Consider the following 23,259-nt stretch of genomic DNA (forward strand, 5'->3'; position numbering starts at 1 on the left):
GGCTGGTGGTGATCTGCTGCTTTATTTCCCCGTTCGAGTCCGAGCGCGCGCTGGTGCGCGACATGGTGGGGACGGAGGCGTTCGTCGAGGTGTTCGTCGACGTGCCGATCGAGGAATGCATCCGGCGCGATCCGAAGGGGTTGTACAGGAAGGCGCTGGCGGGGGAACTGGCGAATTTCACCGGTATTCACAGCCCGTACCAGGCACCGGGGCAGTGCGAGATCCGCATCGACGGCATGGCGGAGACCGCCGAGGCCGCGGCCGGGCGGATTGTTTCCTGGTTGCTGGACAGGTGATATTAAAAGACGGTCAAAGGACGGCCATCCCTCGACCGCCTTCCTGGTAACCACAACAGGCACAAGAGCCATGGCATTGCGAGGTCATCTGGATGAAGTTTCGCATCGGCGGGTTTATGGCTGGGTCATTGACACTGATCATCCTGAGTCCGAGCTGCAGATCGTCGTCACGGTTGACGGGCACGAATATGGGCGTTGCGCAGCCAATCAATTTCGCCCGAACCTGAAGCAGCATCTGGGCGACGGCGCCACCGGCAACCACGAGTTCTGCCTGAAGTTCGAGCCAACGCTTTCACCGTTCCGGCAGCATGACGTTCATGTCACGGTCGTGGGCTTCCCGCACCAGCAATTGCCCGGGAATCAGCGGATCATCCCGGCCGCGACCGTGACGCGCTCCGCCAGGGCGCCGTTGCTTGTGACGTCCACCGGACGGTCAGGCACCACCATGCTCATGAGCGAATTCCTGCGCCATCCGCAGATAGTCGTGGCGGATAGTCATCCATACGAAATAAAGTTGATTTCATACTACGCTTCCGCATTCCGCGCACTCGTGTCCGAGGCCGATCGCGAGAATTCAACGCATCCTGATCAGATGTTTACCGGCCCCAACAGGTATCGCATAGGCCACAACCCGTACTTCATGTCCGGCTTGTTCGGTGTGATCAAGAACGACGAGAGGATGGCTCATCTTTTCGAAAGAGTAATACCATCGGCCCTGGCCCGGGATTTCCGCGATTTCATCGACCGCTATTACCAGCTCGTCTCCGAGGATCAGGGAAAGGCCGACGCGCGGTTCTTCGCCGAAAAGTGCGACATTGATGAAGCTGCTCGCGAAGGCGCCCGGATGTTCTACATGCCTGTGCGGGAGGTCGTCATGGTCCGGGACGCACGCGACCTTTTATGTTCGGCCAAGGCATTCTGGAAACACTCTCTTGAAGACGCATTGAGAACCCTGGAATCGACCCTGCCCCGCCTCGCTGACATATCCAGGGCCGCCGGCGAGGACACGTTGATTGTACGCTACGAGGATCTGATACGGGATCCGGTCGAAACGCGACGGAGGATGTACCAGTTCATCGGGATCGACCTACCCGCCGCGGCATCTTCCGGAGACGCGTTGTTCGGCGTGCACGGCACCAGCCGGGACGCGGCCGCTTCCGTCGGACGCTGGCAACAGGATCTGGAAGAGGCGGAGATCGACCGCTGCGAGGACCTGTTTGCAGATTATCTTACCTGTTTCGGATACGGGAGGAGAAACGTTGCGGGTCCGAACAACGGCCGCCTGCATGTCGTGCCGAACGCGGACATGCATCGATATCTCAACGCGTCAACCTTCCCTGGACCGAACAGGACGCAGTTGACGGCGATCGCGGACCGGTCGGCTCCGTCGCCGGAGTTTGCTGCACATCTTCTCGCCGGCTGGTCCGGCCTGGAACAAGGCTGGGTCTGGTCGAATGCTGAACGCAGCACGATCCGGCTTGAATGGCCCCCGGGTGCGACGTGTTGCCGTCTGGTGCTTGTGGGGCGCCCGTTCGTCTCCGGAACCCGCACGGGCAGCCAGAGACTGATCGTGGGGGTGGACAACGTGCCGTTTGGGCAGGTGACCATCTCGAGATTCGCGGCCATTGAAATCAATCTTGCGGAACGGCCGGCCGAAAACGCCAGCCAACTGACCATAACGCTTGACCTGCCTGACGCCGCGCGTCCTATCGAGCTTGATCCCAAATCGACCGAAAAGCGGCTGCTTGGATTCGCGCTCGAAAGGATTATTGTCTGCTGCGACGGCGATAGCGACATGATAGCGCCGTAGTTTGGTGATCCGTATCGACGCCCGGCTACAGGGCTGCCTCTTCGCATCCGACCTCAGTTTGATGCCGTGTATCATCGCGCTTATTGGTGCACGGCTTCGGCGGTTCCCCCGTTCGGTACGGGCTCACCTCATCGGCAAGCTGATGCCGGGACGGCTACACGTCAGGAGTGATGGCGCGCATGAGTGTGTCTGTCCCGGAACAATCCCGCTTCATCGTGACGAAACGCATCATGCGCCGGCTGAATCGCTATACGTTTGCGCCAAATGGATGGCTTCGCAGCGTTCAAGGCCCCGGAACGGGACTTTGGGGCACACAGTTTCTCACGGTGGGCTGCCCGGACGATTTCTATGCCGTTCGAATCGGATTCTGCAATATCACGGCATCGCCCTACGTCGTGCCCAGGATCGTGGTATGTCCCTCCGCCTCCTGGAACGATTGCGCCCATCCGAATGGGGGCCGGTCACCTGTTGCCCTGACAACGGCCAGTGCCGGCGCTGACGCCGACGGCATCGTCACCGCCCCGGATGCACCGACCCGCCTTGTCGTGGCCGCCAGCCGGGTCGATGGTACGTCAGGAGAAACGACCGCTCCAGCCTGGTCCTGGACCGACTGGTGCCCGGTCAGGAGCGCCACCCCGGATCGGGACACGAACATGCGTATTCTGATGATCCGCCACACTGTGGAAACCAGCCAGGGAGCCCCGGTCACCTACAGCAACGGGATGTTCCGAGGATGGTCCGGCGTTCGGTCCGTCAACAGAGGCTATGACTATTTTTGCGGCGGCCTGAAAAATGGCAGAGACCGAACGGACTTCGGCGCCGTGAACGCGGATCTGCTTCGGCCCAACACATTGGTGAACGGATCGTTTGCCTGTGCCGTCCAGTTTCTGACACAGCATCCCGGAATTGTCGGCATGACCACCGGCGACAGCCATCACCAAGGCACGACGTCGACCAGCGAGTTCAACGGCTACCTGGCTCAGTTATCGGTTGCGCTGGGTCAGGAGCATATCGGCGCCGTTCCGTTCGGCTGGGCCAATTGCGCGGTCGGCGGAGCGGTCTCGCAGCAGTTCTTTGCTTACCTTCGGGCACTGATGAGCCACGTCCACCCGTCATACGTCATTCTTCCCGGTTGGACGGCTAACGAAATGAACGAATCCATCTGCGCCGATGCAACATCCAATGACCGGTTCTTCGCAAGATTGCTTCAGGCTGCGGACCTTGTGCGTCTGAACGGGGCGGTGCCAATCTGGCTGACGCCGTTTCCTCGTAACGAAGCATTCATGCGACCGGATCAGCAACGGGCATGGCAAGACCTGCGCCAGACCATTCTGGAACTACGCGCTTCAGGCGAGTTGGTCGTGGATGCAACCGCCGTGCTGGGCAGGCAGACGGATGGCGCGTTCGACGGGACCTACCTGCCGGCGATGACGACCGATCATGTGCATCCGAATGATGCCGGCCATGCCGCGGTCGCAGACTTGCTGAAGCCTGTTGTCAGGACCCTGGCCGGCCTGGAGCAAGACGCGATCAGATAGAACTTCGCGGCCGTGACCCGGTGGATGCCAACGCCGAACGCAGAGCCATCGCAGCCGTTCACCCGCCGCCAATCTTCGGAATCAAAACGACTTCACTGTCAGGCCGCAACTCCGCCGCATACGCGTCCTGGAATATCTCGCCATCAATGGCGACCGCCATGCTTTCCTCGACCTGCCGCCCCAGGCCCGGAAAGCGACGTTCCAGCTCCAGAACCAGCCGGCGGAACGTCGTCGCCTCCACCTCGAACTCCGTCTGCCCGCCGGCCAGCGACTGGCCGACGGAACCCGAGGAGAGAACGACCTTCACCATCAGCCCGAAGCGGCGTCCAGCGCCGCCCGCAGCTTCGGCGGCGACATCGGCAGGTCGTGCATCCGCACGCCGGCCGCACGACGGATCGCATTGCCGATCGCCGCCATGGGCGGAATGATTGGCACCTCGCCCACGCCGCGCGCGCCGAACGGATGCCGCGGGTTTGGCACCTCCACCAGCACCGCCTCGATCATCGGCACGTCGGAGGCGACCGGCACGCGGTAGTCCAGGAAGCCCGGATTCTCCATCTGGCCCTTGTCGTTGTAGATGTACTCCTCGTTCAGCGCCCAACCGATGCCCTGCGCCGCACCGCCCTGGATCTGGCCTTCCACATAGCTGGGATGGATCGCCTTGCCGACGTCCTGCACCGCGGTATAGCGCTCGATCGTCACCTGCCCGGTCTCCCGGTCCACCGAAACGTCGCAGATATGCGCCCCGAAGCCCGGCCCGGCGCCCTGGGCGTTCACTGACACTTCCGCAATGATCGGCCCGCCGGTGCGCGGCGACTTCAGCGCCAGCGTGGCAAGGTCCAGCGGCTCGAACGCACCGGCATTGGAGCCCGCCGGATACGCCTTGCCGTCCTTCCATTCCACCGCCTCGACCGGGATTTCCCATGTCTGCGCCGCCCGCCGCTTCAAGTCCTCCACCACCTTCTCGGCCGCCTGCGTCGCCGCCATGCCGGTGGCGAACGTCACCCGCGACCCGCCGGTCAGGAAGGTGAAGCCGATCGAGGCGGTATCGGCAACGATCGTGCGCACGGTGGTGGGGGGCACGCCCAGCACCTCGGCCACCATCATGCCGATCGAGGCACGCGACCCGCCGATATCCGGGCTGCCGGTCGCGGCGGTCACCGTTCCGTCCTCGTTCACGTGCACCTGCGCCGAGGATTCGCCGCCGATGTTGAACCAGAAGCCGCAGGCCAGGCCCCGTCCCTGCCCTTCCTTCACTGGCGACTTCCAGTGCGGATGCGCCTTCACCGCGTCCAGCACGGCGGTGAAGCCGATGTTGTGGTGCGTCGGGCCGTAATGGGTCTTGGTGCCGTTCTTCGCTGCGTTCTTCTCCCGCAACGTCAGCGGATCCAAGTCCAGCTTCAGCGCCAGGTCATCCAGCGCGCATTCCACCGCGAACGACGTGATCGGCGCGCCCGGCGCCCGGTACGCCGCCACCTTCGGCCGGTTGGACACCACGTCGTATCCAACGACATCAACGTTCGGCAGGTCGTACATCGCAAACCCGCACATGCACCCGGGGCCGATCGGCGAGCCCGGGAAAGCCCCGGCCTGGTACTTCAGGATCTGCTTCGCCGCGACGATGGTGCCGTCCTTCTTCGCGCCGATTTTGATCTCCATGGCGGCGCCGGAGGTCGGGCCGGAGGCACGGAACACTTCCTCCCGCGTCATCTGCATCTTCACCGTCCGGCCGCACTTGCGCGACAGGGCAACCGCCACCGGCTCCAGGTACACCAGCGTCTTGCCGCCGAACCCGCCGCCGATTTCCGCCGGGTTCACCCGGATGTTCGACAGGTTCAGCCCCAGCAGCTTCGCTGTATAGGCGCGAACCATGAAATGGCCCTGGCTGGAGCTGTGAATCGACACCTGGCCGTCCGGCGCATAAGTCGCCATGCAGGCATGTGGCTCGATATAGGCTTGGTGCACCGGCTGGGTGGTGTAGCGTCCCTCGACGATCACGTCGGCCTCGGCGAACCCGGCCTCGGCATCGCCCTTGCGGAACGTTACCACCTTGGCGACGTTGGAAGGCTTAGTCGGCGCCGGATCGACGCCGGCGGTGAACAGGTCGTCGTGCAGGACCGGCGCATCGTCCGCCATCGCGGCTTCCACGTCGATGACGTGCGGCAGCACGTCGTACTGCACGTCGATCAGCGCCAGCGCCCGGTCGGCAATTTCCTGCGTGGTGGCGGCGACGGCGGCCAGCGCGTGCCCTTCGTACAGCGCCTTGCCCCGCGCCATGCAGTTCATCGACAGGTCGCGGAAATTCATCGGACCTTCACCGACGAACGCCTCTTCCGAGACAATCTCCGGGAAATCCGCCGCGGTGACGACGGCATGGACACCCGCCAGCGCCTCCGCCTTGCTGGTGTCAATGGAAACGATCCGCGCGTGCGCATGGGGCGAGCGCAGCACCTTGCCCCACAGCATCCCCGCGGCGCGGGTGTCGGCGGCGAACACCGCCCGCCCCGTCACCTTGTCCACGCCATCCGGACGGATCGGCCTGGTACCGACGACTTTCAGACTGGTATCGATGTAGTTCACCCAACACTCTCCCCTCGCAGTTCAGCGGCGGCATCCATAACGGCGCGGATGATCTTGTCGTATCCTGTGCAACGGCACAAATTCCCGGCCAGCCAGTAGCGGGCCTCGGTCTCGGTCGGGTTCGGGTTCTCGTCCAGCAGCGCCTTGGACGCCACGATCAGACCTGGCGTGCAGAAGCCGCATTGCAAGGCAGCATGCTCCAGGAACTTCTGCTGCACCGGATGCAGCTTGTCGCCCTGCGCGATGCCCTCGATCGTGGTGATCGTCGCGCCCTCGGCCTCCACGCCCAGCACCAGGCAGGAACACACCAGCCGCCCGTTCATGATCACCGAACAGGCACCGCAGTCGCCCGAGGCACAGCCTTCCTTGCTGCCGGTCAGGCCGATGACGTCACGCAGCACGTCCAGCAAGGTCTGCTGCGTCTCGCACAGGAATTCCGTCTGCTCACCATTGATGGTGGTCGTCACGTAGTTCTTGGCCATGTCAGTGAGCCTTTCCGTTCACGAAACCTTGCGCGCGATCGAACGCGATCGCGGCAACACGGCGGGCCAGCACGCCCGCAACCTTGACCCGGTACTCAATCGTTCCACGTTTGTCATTGATCGGCTTTGCCGCGGCCTGCGCGGCGGCGTCCAGCTTCGCCAGCGTGTCGGCGTCCAGCTTGTGCCCGACCAGCGCCTGCGCCGCGTCCGGCACCAGGACGACCGTCGGCGCCACCGCGCCCAGGGCAACCCGCGCCGTGGTGCAGACGCCCTTGTCGTCCAGCGTCACGCTGATGCCGCAGCCGACGACCGCGATGTCCATTTCCGTGCGCGGAATGAACCGCAGATAGGCGTCGCTCGATCGGGCGGGGCGCGGCGGCAGGCGGAATTCCAGGATGAACTCGTCCTTCCCCAGCGACGTGCGGCCGGGGCCGACCGGAACCTGCTCCACCGGCACCTCGCGCCGCCCCTTGCCGCCGACGATCACCGCCGTCGCGCCGGCGGCGAACAGCGCCGGCACGCTGTCGGCGGCCGGCGAAGCATTGCACAGATTTCCTGCCAGCGTGCAGCGGCCCTGGATCTGCGTCGAGCCAATCAGGTCGAGCGCCTCGACCACCCCGGGCCATGCCGCCTTCATCCCGGCATGCGCCTCGACCATCGCGCCCGGCGTCGCCGCGCCGATGACGTAGCTGCCGTTTTCCTCGCGTATGCCGATGAGCCCCGGAATTTTCTTGGTATCGACGATCAGGTCGGGCTTCACCCGGCCGGACCGCATCTGCACCAGAAGGTCGGTGCCACCCGACAGCACCTTGGCCAGGCCAGACGCACCGGCAAGGAGTTTCACTGCCTCGTCCACCGACGTGGGCGCGGCATAGCTGAGACCTGACATCATCGCTCCCCAATTGAAGCCGTTCTGTTCGCTTCGGCCCGGACGGACCGAACGGTCGAACAGGAATGCTAGGGCATAGAATTCGTATGGTCGAGAGCGAGGGGTGGACAAAAGGTGATCATCCCCGGAAAACCGCATAGGCGCTGACTGACAGAGACAAGGCCGCGTCCGTTGCCTCTCCGTCATGGCCGGGTGTCCCGGCCATCCACCCCCCACGGTTGAAGCGCAGATGGCCGGGACAAGCCCGGCCATGACAGAGAGGCAACGGACCGGGCGCCAAATCCTTCTCCATACACTGCCCTACCCTGATGTGCATGGGGACACGCCCCGCCATGACGATAGGGCAACGACTATGCCCCGTTCCCCTTCAGGTCAGCGCCAATGCGGAAACCCGGCCGTCGTCTTGTCCGCCGTTCCCACTCAGGCCAGACTGGCACTGGCCTGAACTCCGGGAAACGCCGATGCCTCCGTCTCGCCGCAGCCTGCCTCGACCAGCCCGCTATTTCGGTTTTTTCCCGCAACGACACGAGCGGCCCCCGCCCGCTCGCTGTTCCGGACAGTCAAGCGAGGCTAAGCATGGATGATGCCCATGGATGACGCCCTCTGGCGCCTCGACGCCGTCGCTACCGCCAACCTGATCCGCACCGGCCGCGCCTCGGCCCGCGAGGTCACGCGCTCCGCCCTGGCCCGGCTGGAAGCGGTGAACCCGAAGCTGAACGCCGTCGTCGTGCCGATGGCAGAATCCGCCCTGGCCGCCGCCGCCACCGCGGACCGGGCGCAGGCGCGCGGCGAGTTCCTCGCGCCGCTGCACGGCGTTCCCGTCACCGTCAAGATCAACACCGATCAGCAGGGCCACGCCACCAGCAACGGCGTCGTCGCCTTCCGCGACAACATCGCCGCCGGGGACGCCCCCGTCGTCGCCAACCTGCGCCGCGCCGGCGCCATCATCATCGGCCGAACCAACACGCCGGCGTTCTCGATGCGCATCTTTACCGAAAACGACCTGCACGGCCGCACCCACAATCCGCGCGACCGCGCGATCACCCCCGGCGGCTCCTCGGGCGGCGCCGGGTCCGCCGTCGCCGCCGGCATCGGCGCCATCGGGCACGGCAACGACATCGGCGGCTCGGTGCGGATTCCCGCCTATTGCTGCGGCGTCCTGGGCCTGCGCGTCGGCCTCGGCCGCATCCCCAGCTTCAACCCCAGCATCGCCACGCCCATGCCCATCGGCAGCCAACTGATGTCGGTGCAGGGACCGCTGGCCCGCAGCGTGCGCGACCTGCGGTTGGCGTTGTCGGTGATGGCCCAGGGCGACCCGCGCGACACCCGCTGGGCCGACGCCCCGCTGGTCGGCCCGCCCGCGCCCCGCCGCGCCGCCCTGGTGCCCGAAGTACCCGGCGGCGCCACCCATCCCGTCCAGGCCGAGGCCGTCCGCGCCGCCGGCCGCCATCTCGCCGCCGCCGGCTATGCGGTGGAGGAAACCGCGCCGCCCGACATCGAGCAGGTCATCACGGTCTGGCACCGCATCGGCTCCACCGACGTGTTCGGCGCGCTGCGCCCGGCGATCGACACCTACGGCGACGAGGCGGCGAAGACCTCGGTCGCCCACTGGCTCGCCCTGTCGCCGCCGACGGACCTCAGGGGCGTGCTGGAGGCGCTGGCCCTGCGCGACCTGCTGCTGCGGCGCTGGCAGACGTTCTTCATGACGTGGCCGATCGTGGTGCTGCCGACGCTGGCCGACGTGCCGCCGCGGTTCGGCCAGGACCTGACGCGGGAGGGGCAAGCGAAGGTCCTCGACAGCCTGCGCGCCTGCCTGCTCGCCCCCGCGCTCGGATTGCCCGGCCTGTCGCAGCCCGTCGGCATGCACGGCTCGCTGCGCCCCGGCGTGCAGATCATGGCGGCGCGGTTCCGCGAGGACCTGTGCCTGGACGCCGCCCGGGTGATCGAGGCCGCCGAGGGCGCCACCGCGCCGATCGATCCGGCGTGGTGAGCAGTTCATACTCACTCCGGAATGGAATCGGGCGGCGTGGATGGCGAAGATTCGGCGCTTCAGCCACACTTACCGTCATCGAATAGCCACAGCGGCGACGCAAACGATGCCAGAGCGTTCACCATAGTAGGGATGGTGTCCCGAATCCCGCAGGCGATGCTAGCCTGCGGCCGGTGAGCGACCTGATCCTGCTCTTGCTGACTGCGGATATGGCGGCCCTGCTGCTGCTGGGCGCCCTGGCCGCTGTCGTGCCGCCGGCCGCCGGCCCGGTCCTGACCGCGGGCCTGGGCGGACTCGGTGCGTTGCTGTGCGTGCCGCTGGTGCTGCCGGGTGCCGCGGGGGCGACGCTGGATGTATCCGCCGGTCCCCCGGGCCTGCACCTGCATCTGGCCCTGGGACCGCTGCCGGCGTTCTTCCTGCTGCTGGCCCTGTTCAGCGGCACCGCCATCGCCCTCTTCCAGAAGGCCGCGGCGCCGCGGCGGGACCTGGTGCGGGCCACGTCGCTCTGCCTGGCCGGCGCCATCCTGTCGCTGCTGGCCGCGGACGGGGTCACGCTCCTGTTGGGAGCCACACTGGTCTGCGCCATGCTGGTGCGCGATCGGCAATCCGCCCGCGCCCGCGCCACGCTGCTGGTCCCGCTGCTTCTGCTGGCCGCCGTTTGCCTGCTGACCCCGACGGGTTTCCCGCCACGGTTCGACGCCATCCGCGCCGCGCCGGTTGGCGACGTGCCCGCCGGCGCCGCCGCCGCGCTGACGGTCGCGGGCGTCAGCCTGATGCTCTGCCCGCGGGTTCCCGGCCGCGACTGGGTCAGGCAGGCGCTGGTCGCCGGCGCCGTCCTGCCCGTGGGCCTCTACCTTCTGATCCGCCTGGTCGCGGATCTCTCGGCCCCGGCCGTGCAGACCGGCTGGGGCGTCGTCCTGCTGGCGGCCGGCGGCTGGATCACGCTGCGCGGCGCCTGGCGTGCCGCCAGCGAGGCCGACATCACCGCCGCGGTGGCGGCGCTGGTGCGGCGGCAGGCGGGCCTGATGGTCATCGGCGTCGGGCTGGCGCTGACCGCGCGCGCCACGGACCTGCCGCAGGCGCAGTCGCTGGCGCTGGAGGCAACGATGCTGCTGGCGCTCGGCACCAGCCTGGCGGGAACCGCCGCGGTCCTCGCGGTCGAGGCGATGGCGTCCAGCACCGGCACCGTCCACCCGGCGCGCCTGGGCGGGCTGGCGCAGACCATGCCGCGGACCGCCGCCGTTCTCGCCGCCTGCCTGCTGGGTGTTGCGGCGCTGCCGCCGGGCGTCGGCTTCGCCGCGCTCTGGCTGCTGTTCCAGGCGCTGCTGGCAGGCCCGCGCACCGGCGGTTTGATTGACCAGGTGCCGCCGGCGCTGGCCGCCACCGTCATCGCGCTGTCCGCCGCCATTGCCACCGCCGCTGCGGTGCGGCTCGTCGGCGTCGCCGTGCTCGGCCGGCCGCGGACGCCACAGGGGGCCGGCGCGCGCGAGATCCTCGGCATCGGCCAGATCATCCTGGCCACCATGGCAGCGCTGTCCCTGGTCGCCGGAATCATTCCCGCCGTGACCCTGCGCTATCTGGCCGATGCGGCGGTGCGCGAGGTGAGCGGCTCGACCCAGGGTGTCCGCAGCGACATGATGATGCTGGCGGCCTCGCCCGCTTCCCCGGGTTATGCGGCGCTGCCGGTATTGGCGCTGCTCGTCCTGGCGACCGGTTGCGCGATCCTGGTGGTGCGGTGGCTGCGGCGGGAGGCCAAGCCCGCCGGCCTGTGGTTCGACGGCATGACCCCGCCGGCCGGCTTCCCGTTCGGCGAGCCGATGGCGCAGTCGGCCGGGACCGGCTTTCTGCCGTCCCTGCCCGCGCTGCCCGCCCTGCCGCGGCTCCGGCTGCCGCCACGGCCGCGCCTCGCCGCGGTCACGCCGGTCGCCGCGCTGTGGCTGCTGCTGGCCGCATTTGGCGCCCTGTTGCTGATCCTGGCGATCATGGGCGGCGGCGCATGATCATCGTCCTCACGCTGGTCCTGCAGATCCTGCACGCGGCCCTGATACTGGCCGCCGCGCCGCTGGCGGCGGGCGCGCTCGACTGGCTGGAGGCGCGCTTCGCCGGACGCGCCGGGCCGCCGCTGCTGCTGCCGTGGGCCAGCCTGGTGCGGCTGTCGCGCAAGACGCCGATCGAGCGGGAAGCCGGGTCGCCGGGGCTGCGGTATGCGCCGGCCGCCGCGTTCGGCGCCACCGCGGCCGCCGCCGCCATGGTGCCGTCCTTCACGCTGGACATGGCGCTGTTTCCGCTCGCCGACATCCTGGTCATCGTCTCCCTGCTGAGCGTCGCCCGCGTGGCCGAGGTGCTGGCCGCGCTCGACGCCGGCGCGGCGCTGCCGGGGCTGGCGGCGCAGCAGGCCAGCGCGGCGGCGGTGCCGGCCGAGGCCGCGCTGGTCGTCGTCGTGTTCGCGCTGGCGCTGATGGGCGGCAGCTTCAATCTCGACCTGATCATCGAGCAGCAGGCCGGCCTGCCCACGGCGGCGGCAGCCTGGGTCGCGCTGGCCGCGCTGCTGGCGCTGGCCGCCGCCGACGACGCGCGGCGCGATCCGCCGCTGGATCAGCACCTGACTGACACCGGCCTGGCCATCGCGCAGTTCGCCGCCTGGCTGCGCCGCCTGGTGTGGATCGACCTGATCGGCGCGCTGGTGTTTCCGGCCGGTCTGGCCGCCTCCGCCGCGCCGCTGGACTGGGCGCTGGGCTTTGCCGGCTGGGCGGCACGGCTGGTTGCCGGCATCCTGGCCCTGGCTGGCCTGCGGGCGCTGCTTGGCTCGCTGCCGGCGCGCCGGGCGCGCGAACTGGCCGGGGCGGCCGGCCTGCTGGCCCTGGTCGCCGCGCTTCTGGTCCTGACCGGGACGAGGATGGCATGACCGGACTGGTGGACGGCTGCGCCGGGCTAGCGCTGGCGATGGGTTTCGCCATGCTGGCCATCCGCCAGCCGCGCGCCGTGTTCTGGTGCCTGGCGACGCAGGCCGCCGCGGCGGCCGCGGCCGCGCTGTTCGCCCGGGAGCCGCTGCTGGCGGCGCCGCCGGTCGCCGCCCTGGCGGTGATCTGGATGGTGCTGCGGCATCCCACCGCGTCCGGCAGCGTCGGCACCACCATCCCGGGCGCCGTGGGCGTCACGATCCCGGGCATTGGCCTCGGCCTTCTGCTGGTGGTGCTGTGCCAGTACCAGGCCGACATCGGGCTGCCGCTGGCGGTCACGCTGCTGGCGGTCGTCCTGGCGGCGATTCGCCGCCAGCCGGCGCTGCACCTGATGGCGCTGGGCGCGATGCAGAACGGACTGGTGCTGATGGCGAGCGTCGTCGGCTGGGACGGATTGCTGCCGCTGGCCTGCCTGGCGCTGCCGCTGCCGCTTGCCCTCACCCTGGCGGCGGACTCCCGTGGACTGATCGCCAGGGCCTGGCGGGACTCGCCGCGCCATGCCGCGTCCTGGCCCGGCTGGATGACACTCGCCGCCTGCGCCGCGATGCTGGGCGCCACGCTGACGGTGCCGCTCGGCGCGCTCGCCTCGGTGTTCGCGCCGCTGCTGGCCTTCGACGGCATGGTGCAGGCGTGGACCGAGCGGACGGACACGGCGATTCCGGCGGCGGCCCGTCTCGCCCTGCTGCTGCGGCTCGGGTTCGTGGTGCTGGCGGTCTGCACGACGCAGCCGGTGCTGGCTTGGCTGGCGGTGCTGGCCGCCGCCGCCACGGCGCTGGCGCCCGGCGGCTCGGCGCGGCAGGACCACGCCATGCTCGCCTATGTCGCCGCCGGCCTCGCCCTGCTGGGCCTGCTGCTGCTGGGCGACGCGCCGCCGGCGGTCGCGTTCCTCGGCCTGTTCGCCGGCTATGCGGGCCTGGCGGCGGTGGTGCCCGACCTTGCCATGCCGCTGCTGGTCCTGTTGCTGCGCTTCGCCGACGGCACCGGCTGGCCGCCCGTCGCCGGCGCGCTCGGCATGGGTATTGCGCTGGCGGCCCTGCTGGGCTGCGCGGGGCTGCTGCTGCGGACCGGGCGGCCGCATCGCGCCGTCCCGCTGCAGCTTGGCCAGGCGAGCCTGGTCGCCCTGGCGATCGCCACCATGCAGCCCGAGGGCCGGTTCGCCGCTATCGTCCTGCTGATCCTGCTGATCCTGACCCGCGCCGCCTGCCGCACCGGCAACGGGCCGGCGGGTGTGCTGGCGCTGGCCGGGCTGGCCGGGCTGCCGACGCTTGGCGTGTTTCCGGGGGTGGTGTTGGTGGTCCTGGTGATCAGCAGCCACGCGCCCTGGGCCCTGCTGCCGGTGGTCGCGGCGCAGGTGCCGATGCTGCTGGCCGGATTGCCGCGGCGCCTGCGCCTGCTGCCGCTGCAGCCGGCGGTGCTCTCCGTCGGCTGGCTGCCGCTGGCGCTGGCCCTGGCGTTCGGCTTCTTCGCGCCGTCGGACCTGATCCGCTGGCTGTCGGCGCTGACCGCGGGACCGCCATGACCGGGGAACCCGCCGCCCGGGCGACCGATGTCGAAGGCGAGGCGCCGCCGCCCGGCCGCCCGCCGCTGCGTCACATGCTCAGCCCGCAGGACTGGATCGCCACGGCGCAGACCGCGGCCGAGGACTCCTGGGTGCTGCTGGCGCACTGGGCGGAGCCGGCGGCGGTGCACGCGCTGTACCTCGACCCCGCGACCCCCGGCGTGGTTCCGGTGTCCATCGCCATCGAAGCCGGCGCCTATCCGGCGTTGTCGCCGCTGCTGCCGGCCGCGGCGCTGTATGAGCGGATGATCCTCGACCTGTTCGGCCACGTTCCGGGCGGGGCTGTCGATCCGCGCCCCTGGCTGGACCACGGCGCCTGGCCCAGCGAGCATCCGATGGCCGCGCCCTCGGCGCCGAGGACGGACAGGCCCGCCCCGGCGGCGCGGGCCGAGCAGCCGGATGCCATGATCCTGCCGCTGGGGCCAATCGGCCGCCCGATCGGGGAGGCGGCGCTGCTGCGGCTGACGCTGGACGGGCCTGTCATCCGGCGCGCCGACAGCCGCCTCGGCTTCACCCACAAGGGCACCCTGGCGCTGATGCGCAACAAGTCGCCGCGCACCGCCGCCCGCTTCGCCGCCCGGCTGTCGGGCGACGCGACCGTGGCGCACGGGCTGGCCTTCGCCGAGGCCGCGGAAACGGCGGTCGGAACGGCCGCGCCGCCGCGCGCCGCCCGGCTGCGTGTCGTCATGCTGGAGCTTGAGCGCATCGCCGGGCACCTCGACACCATCGCCGAGGTCAGCCGCCTGGCCGGCGCGGCCTCGATGCGCGCGGCCTGCCAGTTGCTGCGGGAGATCCTGCTGCGCGCCTGTCATTTCGCCTTCGGCCACCGGCTGATGATGGACTGCGTGGTGCCGGGCGGCGTGGCCGTGGACCTCACCCCGGACGGCGCGTCGGCGCTGCTGCAGGCGCTGGGCGCGGTCGCCGCGCGGCTGCCGGCGCTGCGCCGTGATCACGAGGGCGTCGTGCCCGGCGCGCGGCTGTCGGGCACCGGCCGCGCCGGCCGGGCGCTGGCGGAGTCGCTCGGCGTGGGCGGCGTGGCCGGGCGCGCGGCCGGCCGGGCGTTCGATGCGCGGGTGGGATTCATGCCAGGCTACCGCACGCTGGCGGTGACGCCGGCGGTGCGGCCGGCCGGCGACGCCGCCGCCCGCCAGGCGGTGCGGATCGCCGAGATCGGGGCAAGCCTGCGCCTGGTCAGCAGCGTGCTGGAACCGCTGCCGCCGGGGCCTCTGACCGTCGCCCTGCCGCAGGTCTGCGGCGAGGGCATCGGTTGCGCCGAATCGATCCGCGGCGACGTCTGGCACTGGCTGCGGATCGACCATGGCCAGATCACCGCCGCCTTCCCGCGCGATCCCGGCTGGGCATTATGGCCGCTGGCGACCGCGCTGCTGCAGGACTCGGTAACCGACGACGTCGAGCTTATCCGGGCATCGCTGGCGCTGCCCGCATCGGGAATGGACCTGTGATGAAAGCATGGCGCAGGCCGCGGGCGGAACCGGCCGAGCCGGTTCCCGCGGATACGATCGAATCGCTGATGGCGCGGCTGGACGCGGCGGCGCAGGTCCGCCTCGGGCGCACCCTGGCGATCCGCCATGTCAACACCGGAAGCTGCAACGGCTGCGAGCTGGAACTGCGCGCGCTGAGTAACGTTCTGTATGACCTGGAGCGCTTCGGCCTGCGCTTCGTCGATACGCCGCGCCATGCCGACATCCTGCTGGTCACCGGCCCGCTGACGCGCAACCTGCGGGTCGCGCTGGAGCAGGCGTGGGACGCGACGCCGGACCCGAAATGGGTGATCGCGGTGGGCGACTGCGCCATCGACGGCGGACTTTTCAAGGAGAGCTATGCAGTTCTGGGCGGCACCGGCCTGTCGGTGCCGGTGGACCTGACGATCAGCGGCTGCCCGCCGTCTCCCACTCAGGTACTGGCGGGACTGCGGGCATTGCTGGAGGTGAATGCCCGCTGACGGAAACCTCTCCGGCGCCGGCGTAGGAGAGGTCCGCCAAACGCGATACGTCATGCCGGGCGAAGGCCCGGCATCCACGCCTTCGCCTGTATCAGCAGCGCAAGGCGTGGATGGCGGCCCTGCGGCCGCCATGACCGGAGGGGCGGTTCGCTGTCGCACGGGCCGGACGGCAGAGGTTTGGCCGTCCCCTTAGTTTGACTGTGTCAGTTTCCGCCTAACACATTGAAATTACGACGTTTTCTCGCAAACTAGGTGCCGTAATAGGGGCAAAACCCCGGGCGAATTTGGTGATTGTCCATATCGTTCCGCAGTTGGATGCCAAAAAATGGCGGAATTCCGTGCCTGTCGTTCCAGTTTCGAGCGTATGCTGCACATGCGTGCCCGGGGTTTTGCCCCTATTACTTAGGTGCCCCATAACCCATTGATAACATTGACTATCTCTCAGTTTTTGACACAGTCAAATTAGTAGCCTGAAGAGTGACGAAACCGATAATGTTTCCCGGAAACCGTATTACAGGCCCGGCCCTCAAAATCCTGGCCATGATGAACAGGGCACGGTGATCAACGCACAGCCATCGCGGCCGCAGGCCGTCCGGTTTCCTTCTCTGCGGGCTCTGCGTCGAATCGCGGTGGCCGGGGCATCACCGGCGTTTCGGGTTGGGCGACTCGCTGGCAACGCCGGACTTTGTTGCGGCACCGCGCTTTTAAAACGCAGAGATCGCCGAGCGGAGCGCAGAGCCCGCAGAGAAGGATTGGGGCGGCCTGCGGCGCGGTGGCTTGAATGCGGCTGGGCTGTTCCTGGTGCGACTGACGGGTCTGCACTCAGTAAAATGAGGGCTGGATCGATAAAACAAGGGTTCAGGCGGTGGGACCGCTTTGTCGTCATGATGGCCGCAGGCCCGGCATCCATGCCTTGCGAAGTTGATGCCGCAGAAAGGCGTGGATGGCGGCCCTGCGGCCGCCATGACGTCGGAGCAGGCGCACCGCCCATACCCTTATTTTAAGGCCCATGGAGCCTCGGCCCACCATGACGCGGAAAGCCCGGTGCGGCCGCTCCGGCGGATATCGGTTATTTCGACTCGAACCCCAGCGTCAATGGGGCGGAGGCCCGGCATCCAGGTCTTTGTCCGGCTTCGCGCCGCAAGGCGTGAATGGCAGCCCTGCGGCCGCCATGACGCTGAGACACCCGAAGCCGGACAGTCGAACGCAAGGGTGGCCGCTATCAGCCCGGGGTGGCGGGAGCGGTGGCGGCCGGCTTCTTGCTGTGGTGGCTGGACTTGTGGTGGTGCGACTTGGCCATGACGGGCGACGCAACCAGGGCGGCGGCGGGCAGAACGATAGCGAGTGCAGCGATCAGGCGCTTCCACGAAGTGGTCACGAGTGTTTGCTCCAGGGCAGGAAAGTGAGGAGAGGTTAACAGTCGGGTAGAGGTATTTACCCTAATCGACTGACAATGTTGTGCACCCGCAGCAGTCGCCATAGCAAGCCAAAATGCACGTCCCCGCGTGATTGTTTCGTCAAAGCAGCCCGTATCGGCAGGCAAGCCACAGTTTCCGCCATTTCGCCAGGCTGACCGGCTGGTCCAGGCGCCGCCAGCCCCGCCGTTCCAGCGCCGACAGCAGCGAATCGTAGGTCGCCCCCATCACCCGCGCCGGTTTCATTGCAGTGTGGTCGCACAGCGCCATGGCCGCGTGGGCATCGCGGAAATAGCCGTGCGCGCGCTCCGCCAGCCGGGCGCACACCGCCGGCAGTCCCGGCGCCGTCAGGATCGACCTCGGATCGGCCGTCACGCCGGCTGCGTCCAGATACTCGCGCGGCAGGTAGATCCGCCCGCGCTCGGCATCTTCCTTGATGTCGCGCAGGATGTTGGTCAGCTGCAGGGCGCGGCCGAGGTTGTAAGCCACGCGATCCGCCGCCGGCGAGGTGTCGCCGAACGCCCGCACCGAAAGCCGCCCCACGGCCGATGCCACCCGGTCGCAGTACAGGTCCAACGCCGCCATGCCGGGCGCGACGATGACGGTCTCGGCGTCGGTCTGCATGCCGTCGATGACGGCGATGAAATCCTCGGCGCGCAACTGGAACCGCGGCACCGCCAGCGCCAGCACGCGGGTGACCGGGCCATCCGCCTCGCCCCGGTACAAGGCCATGATCCGGTCACGCCAGGCAGAAAGGCCGCGCCGCTTCTCCTCCAGGCTGCCGGCATCGTCGGCGATGTCGTCAACCAGCCGGCAGAAGGCATAGATCGCATACATCGCGTGCCGCCGGTCGGGGGGCAGGATGCGCATGCCGCGGTAGAACGACGTCCCCGCCGCGCGCACGATCGCCTCTACCGCGTCCAGATCGGCCTGCGCCGCGCCGAGCGGGGTCGCTGCCATCAGAATAACGAAGATATCGAGGCCAGGACTGCGGAAACCGCATCCGGCCGGGTGAGCTTGACACGTCCGGCCAGGGGATCGCCGTGCGTGAGACGGCGCTGCAGGCGCCTCGCCAGGCCGCAGATGATCGCGGTTTCCACCCGCAGCCGCCGGTTGCGCACCAGCCGCGGCAGATCCTCCGCGGCGTGGTTCAGGCGGTTGACGCGGTCCAGCAGGGTGACGAACACGCGGCGCAGGGCGGGCGTCTCGGCGGACAGCCGCAGGTCGTCCACCGCGGCGCCGAAATGGTCCAGGAAGACCTGCGGCAGGTAGCAGCGGTCGAGTTGCGCAAGGTCCTTGCCGCAGTCCTGCAGGTGATTCAGGATCTGCAACGCGGTGCACAGCGCGTCGGATGACGCCCAGGTCTGGTGGCTCTCGCCGTGCAGGTCCAGCACGTAGCGGCCGACCGGGGCGGCCGAGTACTGGCAGTAGTCGTAAAGCTCGTCGATTGTTCCGTAGCGCAGTTTGGTCGCGTCCTGGCGGAAGGCCTTCAGCAGGTCGGTGGCATGCACCGGGTCCACGCCGGTTTCCGCCAGGCTGGCCCGCAGCGCCAGCGCGCTGCGCGAGCCGCTGTCGCGCCGTCCGAGCAGCACGTCCTCCATGACGTCGAGCCGCGCGACCTTGTCCTCGGCCGCCAGCAGCGGCGAATCGGCGATGTCGTCGGCGTTGCGGGCAAAATTGTAATAGGCGTGGATCGGCGCGCGGTAGCGGGGCGCGATCACCACCGAGCCGACGGGGAAGTTCTCGTCGTGGCGATCCTTGCCCGACCAGGTCTCGACATCCAAAGGCTGGTCCAGGGGGGTCATTGATAAGCACGTCCTTTCCAGGCGACACCCCGCCCCAGGTGGTGGTTCACCGCCGAGCCGATGGTCGCCGCGGTGTAGAAGCCGGCGACCAGCGACAGGAATGGCGCCCACAGCACCGAGCGGCGGAAGCGCCGCAGCGTCGGCACATACGACAGCGCCAGCATGATCCAGGCGAACAGGCCGAACACCCGCGCCGTGCCGTGGCCGAACAGGGATGCGGCCGGCGGTACCAGCCAGACCAGGACCATGGCAACGATGGTCGCCGCCAGCAGCAGCGGCGAGAACCGCAGCTGCACATAGGCGGTGCGCGTGATCATCCGCCAGATGTCGGCCACCGCCGGATACGGCCGCACCGACCGCGCCAGGGTCGCATGCCCGAGCCAGATCCGCCCGCCCTTCTTCACCGCGGCCGCCAGTGCGACATCGTCGATCAAAGCCCCCTGTATGCATTCGATCCCGCCGATGCGCCGCAGGGCGCGCCGGCGGACCAGGATGGTGCCGCCCGCCGCCGCGGCGGTGCCGCTCAGCGGGTCGTTCACCCGGGCGAATGGATACAGAAGCTGGAAGAAGAAGACAAAGGCCGGAACCAACGCCCGCTCGGCCCAGCTTTCGCAGGCCAGCTCGACCATCTCGGAGACCATGTCCAGGTCGTCCGCCTCGATCTTCGCCACCAGGGCGCGCAGGTGCGCGGGCTGGTGCACGATGTCGGCGTCGGTCAGCAGCACGAGGTCCGCGTCCCCCGCCGCGGCGACGCCCTGGCTGACGGCCCACAGCTTGCCGCTCCAGCCCGGCGGGTGCGGGCGGCCGGTGACGACCGTCAGGCGCGGATCGCCCAGCGCCCGGGCAAGGTCGCCGGTGCCGTCGGCGCTGTTGTCGTCGACCAGGATGACGCGGAACGGGCCGGCGTAGTCCTGTGCCAGCAGCGAGCGCAGCGTATCGGCGATCACAGGCGCCTCGTCGCGCGCGGGCACGACGATGGCGACCGCCGGGGTGGTGGCAGGCGTGCGCACCGGCAGGACCGGGCCGGCCTGCCAGAAGCGTCCGTGCGCGGCCAGCAGATAGATCCACACCAGCAGCGCCAGCAGCGACGGGACGATCATCGCGCCAGCATGCCGTTCAGCCTGAACCAGGCGACCGCGTCCTCGATCGCGGCGCGGGCCGGGCGCGGGTCGTAGCCCAGTTCCTGCATCGCCTTGGTCGAGGAGAAGAACATCTTCTTCCGCGCCATCTTCAGGTGGTCGCGGGTCATCAGCGGCTCGATGCCGGTCAGCGCGGCGGCCTTCTCCATCACCAGGGCGACCGGCCACAGCGCCGTCTCCGGCAGGCGGATGAAGGGCGGGCGGCGGTGCGCGATTTCGGCGACCAGGGCCAGGATGTCCTTCAGCGGCAGGTTCTCGCCGCCCAGCACGTAGCGCTGGCCGACGGTGCCCTTCTCCATCGCCAGGACATGGCCCTCGGCGACGTCGTCGACGTGCACGATGTTCAGGCCGGTGTCGATATAGGCCGGCATGCGCCCGGCGGCGGCGTCGAGGATCATCTTGCCGGTGGGCGTCGGCTTGATGTCGCGCGGGCCCACCGGGGCGGCCGGGTTGACCACGACGACCGGCAGCGATTCGCGCTTCGCGATGTCCAGCACGGCGCGCTCGGCCATGTATTTCGACCGCTTGTAGATGCCGACGAAATCGACCTCCCTGGTCGGGGTGTCCTCGTCGGCCGGGGTGCCGTCGCCAATCTGGCCGAGCGCGGCGACCGAGCTGGTGTGGACGAACCGCTCCACGCCGGCCCTGGCGGCGGCGCGCAGCATGGCGATCGAGCCGTCCACGTTGGCGTGCAGCATGGCGTCCGGATCGGGCACCCACATGCGGTAATCCGCTGCGACGTGGAACACGTACCGGCAGCCGGCGGCGGCGCGGACCAGCGACTCGGGCTCGGTCAGGTCGCCGGTGACGACCTCGGCATCCAGGCCGGCGAGGTTGCGCCGGTCGCTGCTGGGGCGGGCCAGCAGCCGTAGCGCATGGCCGCGCGCGGCAAGGGCTCGGGCGACGGCGGACCCGACGAAGCCGGTCGCGCCTGTTACCAGGGTTGTCATCTCAACTCCATCGATGATGGTGGGGGGATGTTCGGGGCACTGCATAACCGAAGGATGCCGGAAGGGAAACGGTGGCCCCCTGGCCGCGTTTCACACGATGATGGGTATGGATCGGGCAGAAACCGCCACCAAAGCCACACGGACGCTTGCCCCGGCGGCCTCGGGAGCGCAGAAGCCGGCGGCATGAAGCGTTTGTCCTACATTCTGGCCCTGATTGGCCTGCTGGTCACGATATTGCTGCTGTCCTGGTTTGGCTTCGGCAACGTGCTCGAGGTCACCGGCCGCGTTGGCTGGTTCGAATTCGGCGTCATCGTCATCTGGCAGATCGTCATCTTCATCGTCATCGGCCTGGCGTGGGACGTGCTGATGCCGCCGCGGATCAGGCGCCGGCCCTGGGTGATGATCTGGGGCCGCATGGTGCGCGACGCCGCGACCAACTGCCTGCCGTTCTCGCAAATCGGCGGGTTCATCGTCGGCGCCCGGGCGGTGACGCTGCATGGCATCCGGTGGCCAACTGCCGCCGCCTCCACCGTCGTGGACATCACGGCGGAATTCCTGGCGGAGATCGCCTTTGTCGCCATCGGCCTGGGCATCGTGCTGACGCGGGTGCCGCACTCGGACCTGGCGGTGCCGATCGAGGTGGGAATCGGGCTGGCGGTGCTGGCGTGCTTCGCCTTCATCTGGGTGCAGAAGGGCGCCGCGCCGGTGTTCGCGCGCATCGGCCGCCGCATCGCCAGCCGCCGGTTCGCCAATGCCGAGGAGCGGATGGAGGTGTTCCAGGCGGAACTTACCCTGCTCTACAGCCATGGCGGGCGGCTGGCGCTGGGGTTCCTGCTGCACCTCATCGGCTGGATCTGCACCGGGGTGGCGGGCTGGATCACCTATCACGCGCTGGGCGTGCCGATCGATTTCGACGACGCCCTGGCGATCGAGGCGCTGCTGGCCGCAGTGGCGGCGATGGCGTTCCTGGTGCCGGTGAACGCCGGCGTGCAGGAGGCCGGCTATGCCGGGCTGGGGGCGATCTTCGGCGTCCCACCGGAGCTGTCACTGGCCGTTTCGCTGGTGCGGCGGGCGCGCGACATCGTCGTCGGCGTGCCGATCCTGATGGTCTGGCAGTTGGTGGAGGTACGGCGGCTGCGGGAGTCCAAGGCCGCGGCCGACGCGCCGGCCCCGCGGTGACGGCGATCATGATTGACGCGCGGGCTGCGTAACGGCATCTCTCCGCGCATGAAAATCGCCGCCATCCTCGTCGCCGCCGGCACCGGCACCCGCTTCGGCGCGGACATGCCGAAGCAATTCCTGCTGCTGGCCGGGAAGCCCGTCATCCGCCATGCCGCGGAGGCGCTGGCCGCCCATGTGCCGCTGCTGCAGCCGGTTGGCGAGGCCGGACCCATCGGTGACGCCCTGGACGGAGTCGCCGGCCTGCTGCCGGTGGTTCCCGGCGGCGCGACCCGCCAGGACAGCGTGCGGGCGGGGCTGGAGGCGCTGGCGCCGTTCGCGCCGGACATCGTGCTGGTGCATGACGCCGCCCGGCCGTTCATCCCGCCGGAAACCATCCCGGCGCTGGTCGCCGCGCTGGCCGAGTCGCCGGGCGCGATCCCGGCCGCGCCGGTGGCGGATACGCTGAAGCGCGTGGTGCGCGGCGTGATCACCGAAACGGTGCCGCGAGCCGAACTGTTCCGTGCCCAGACGCCGCAGGCGTTCCGCTTCGCCGTTCTGCTGGACGCCCACCGGTCCGGATTGGTCGGCGCCACCGACGACGCCTCGCTGCTGGAAGCGGCCGGCCTGAGCGTCGAGGTGGTTCCCGGCTCGGACGACAACATCAAGCTGACTTACCCGGACGACCTGGTCCGGCTGGAGCGTATCATGGGGGTTTCCAGGGGG

The 23,259-nt window shown here is 69.0% G+C and carries 20 protein-coding genes; 11 read left to right on the forward strand and 9 right to left on the reverse strand.

Going from position 1 to position 23,259, the window contains the following annotated elements; all coding sequences use genetic code 11:
- The 3 genes from CCS01_RS15875 to CCS01_RS15885 form a co-directional block, all read left to right on the forward strand.
- A partial coding sequence (locus CCS01_RS15875; RefSeq protein WP_146101793.1) for an adenylyl-sulfate kinase occupies positions 1-296 on the forward strand: 296 nt, incomplete at its 5' end.
- Between the two features lie 70 nt (positions 297-366).
- Positions 367-2,106, forward strand: a complete 1,740-nt coding sequence (locus tag CCS01_RS15880; protein ID WP_104519768.1) for a sulfotransferase — start codon at positions 367-369, stop codon at positions 2,104-2,106.
- Positions 2,107-2,285: 179 nt separating this feature from the next.
- On the forward strand, positions 2,286-3,644 hold the full coding sequence (locus CCS01_RS15885) for an SGNH/GDSL hydrolase family protein (protein WP_146101794.1): 1,359 nt from the start codon (positions 2,286-2,288) through the stop codon (positions 3,642-3,644).
- A 58-nt stretch (positions 3,645-3,702) separates the two neighbouring features.
- On the opposite strand, the gene CCS01_RS15890 is transcribed toward CCS01_RS15885, so the two are convergent.
- From CCS01_RS15890 to CCS01_RS15905, 4 genes are read right to left on the reverse strand one after another with little or no spacing between them, the layout of a single operon-like run.
- Positions 3,703-3,954, reverse strand: coding sequence for a MoaD/ThiS family protein (locus CCS01_RS15890; RefSeq protein ID WP_104519770.1), 252 nt, complete (start codon positions 3,952-3,954; stop codon positions 3,703-3,705).
- Positions 3,954-6,224 carry a xanthine dehydrogenase family protein molybdopterin-binding subunit gene (locus CCS01_RS15895; protein WP_104519771.1) on the reverse strand — a complete coding sequence of 757 codons (2,271 nt, stop codon included), beginning with the start codon at positions 6,222-6,224 and terminating at the stop codon, positions 3,954-3,956. The genes CCS01_RS15890 and CCS01_RS15895 overlap by 1 nt, the downstream gene beginning before the upstream one ends.
- Positions 6,221-6,706 carry a (2Fe-2S)-binding protein gene (locus tag CCS01_RS15900; protein WP_104519772.1) on the reverse strand — a complete coding sequence of 162 codons (486 nt, stop codon included), beginning with the start codon at positions 6,704-6,706 and terminating at the stop codon, positions 6,221-6,223. Before CCS01_RS15900 ends, CCS01_RS15895 begins: the two co-directional genes overlap by 4 nt.
- Before the next feature lies 1 nt (position 6,707).
- The gene (locus tag CCS01_RS15905) at positions 6,708-7,595 is read right to left on the reverse strand and encodes an FAD binding domain-containing protein (protein ID WP_104519783.1); all 888 of its coding nucleotides are present in this window, start codon (positions 7,593-7,595) and stop codon (positions 6,708-6,710) included.
- A gap of 589 nt (positions 7,596-8,184) precedes the next feature.
- Between CCS01_RS15905 and CCS01_RS15910 the strand changes: the two genes are divergently transcribed.
- The 6 genes from CCS01_RS15910 (at position 8,185) to CCS01_RS15935 (ending at position 16,066) form a co-directional block, all read left to right on the forward strand.
- Entirely contained in the window at positions 8,185-9,585 is a 1,401-nt protein-coding gene (locus tag CCS01_RS15910; protein WP_204848306.1) for an amidase, read from the forward strand.
- A gap of 173 nt (positions 9,586-9,758) precedes the next feature.
- A complete protein-coding gene (locus CCS01_RS15915) occupies positions 9,759-11,585 on the forward strand; it encodes a proton-conducting transporter transmembrane domain-containing protein (protein ID WP_104519773.1) in 1,827 nt (608 codons plus the stop codon).
- A complete protein-coding gene (locus tag CCS01_RS15920) occupies positions 11,582-12,490 on the forward strand; it encodes an NADH-quinone oxidoreductase subunit H (protein ID WP_104519774.1) in 909 nt (302 codons plus the stop codon). Before CCS01_RS15915 ends, CCS01_RS15920 begins: the two co-directional genes overlap by 4 nt.
- On the forward strand, positions 12,487-14,064 hold the full coding sequence (locus CCS01_RS15925; protein ID WP_104519775.1) for a hypothetical protein: 1,578 nt from the start codon (positions 12,487-12,489) through the stop codon (positions 14,062-14,064). Before CCS01_RS15920 ends, CCS01_RS15925 begins: the two co-directional genes overlap by 4 nt.
- A complete protein-coding gene (locus CCS01_RS15930; protein WP_104519776.1) occupies positions 14,061-15,566 on the forward strand; it encodes a hydrogenase large subunit in 1,506 nt (501 codons plus the stop codon). The genes CCS01_RS15925 and CCS01_RS15930 overlap by 4 nt, the downstream gene beginning before the upstream one ends.
- Positions 15,566-16,066 (forward strand): NADH-quinone oxidoreductase subunit B family protein, encoded by a 501-nt coding sequence (locus CCS01_RS15935; protein ID WP_104519777.1) that lies wholly within the window; start codon positions 15,566-15,568, stop codon positions 16,064-16,066. Before CCS01_RS15930 ends, CCS01_RS15935 begins: the two co-directional genes overlap by 1 nt.
- A gap of 1,222 nt (positions 16,067-17,288) precedes the next feature.
- Here CCS01_RS15935 and CCS01_RS33765 read toward each other — a convergent pair.
- The 5 genes from CCS01_RS33765 to hpnA all read right to left on the reverse strand — a co-directional run bounded on the left by CCS01_RS33765 (position 17,289) and on the right by hpnA (position 21,375).
- A complete protein-coding gene (locus CCS01_RS33765; protein ID WP_158258422.1) occupies positions 17,289-17,444 on the reverse strand; it encodes a hypothetical protein in 156 nt (51 codons plus the stop codon).
- 139 nt (positions 17,445-17,583) lie between these two features.
- The gene (gene hpnD / locus CCS01_RS15940; RefSeq protein WP_104519778.1) at positions 17,584-18,441 is read right to left on the reverse strand and encodes a presqualene diphosphate synthase HpnD; all 858 of its coding nucleotides are present in this window, start codon (positions 18,439-18,441) and stop codon (positions 17,584-17,586) included.
- On the reverse strand, positions 18,441-19,286 hold the full coding sequence (gene hpnC, locus CCS01_RS15945; RefSeq protein WP_104519779.1) for a squalene synthase HpnC: 846 nt from the start codon (positions 19,284-19,286) through the stop codon (positions 18,441-18,443). Before hpnC ends, hpnD begins: the two co-directional genes overlap by 1 nt.
- On the reverse strand, positions 19,283-20,386 hold the full coding sequence (locus CCS01_RS15950) for a glycosyltransferase (protein WP_104519780.1): 1,104 nt from the start codon (positions 20,384-20,386) through the stop codon (positions 19,283-19,285). The genes hpnC and CCS01_RS15950 overlap by 4 nt, the downstream gene beginning before the upstream one ends.
- Complete coding sequence (hpnA, locus tag CCS01_RS15955; RefSeq protein ID WP_104519781.1) at positions 20,383-21,375, reverse strand: hopanoid-associated sugar epimerase; 993 nt, start codon at positions 21,373-21,375, stop codon at positions 20,383-20,385. The genes CCS01_RS15950 and hpnA overlap by 4 nt, the downstream gene beginning before the upstream one ends.
- A gap of 183 nt (positions 21,376-21,558) precedes the next feature.
- On the opposite strand from hpnA, the gene CCS01_RS15960 reads away from it, so the two are divergent.
- Both CCS01_RS15960 and ispD read left to right on the forward strand, forming a co-directional pair.
- Positions 21,559-22,554: a flippase-like domain-containing protein gene (locus CCS01_RS15960; protein WP_158258423.1), complete on the forward strand. Its 996-nt coding sequence runs from the start codon at positions 21,559-21,561 to the stop codon at positions 22,552-22,554.
- 48 nt (positions 22,555-22,602) lie between these two features.
- Positions 22,603-23,259, forward strand: a 657-nt coding sequence (gene ispD, locus CCS01_RS15965; protein ID WP_104519782.1) for a 2-C-methyl-D-erythritol 4-phosphate cytidylyltransferase, incomplete at its 3' end; no start/stop codon positions are given.

Source organism: Rhodopila globiformis (assembly GCF_002937115.1).
Taxonomy (GTDB): Bacteria; Pseudomonadota; Alphaproteobacteria; order Acetobacterales; family Acetobacteraceae; genus Rhodopila; species Rhodopila globiformis.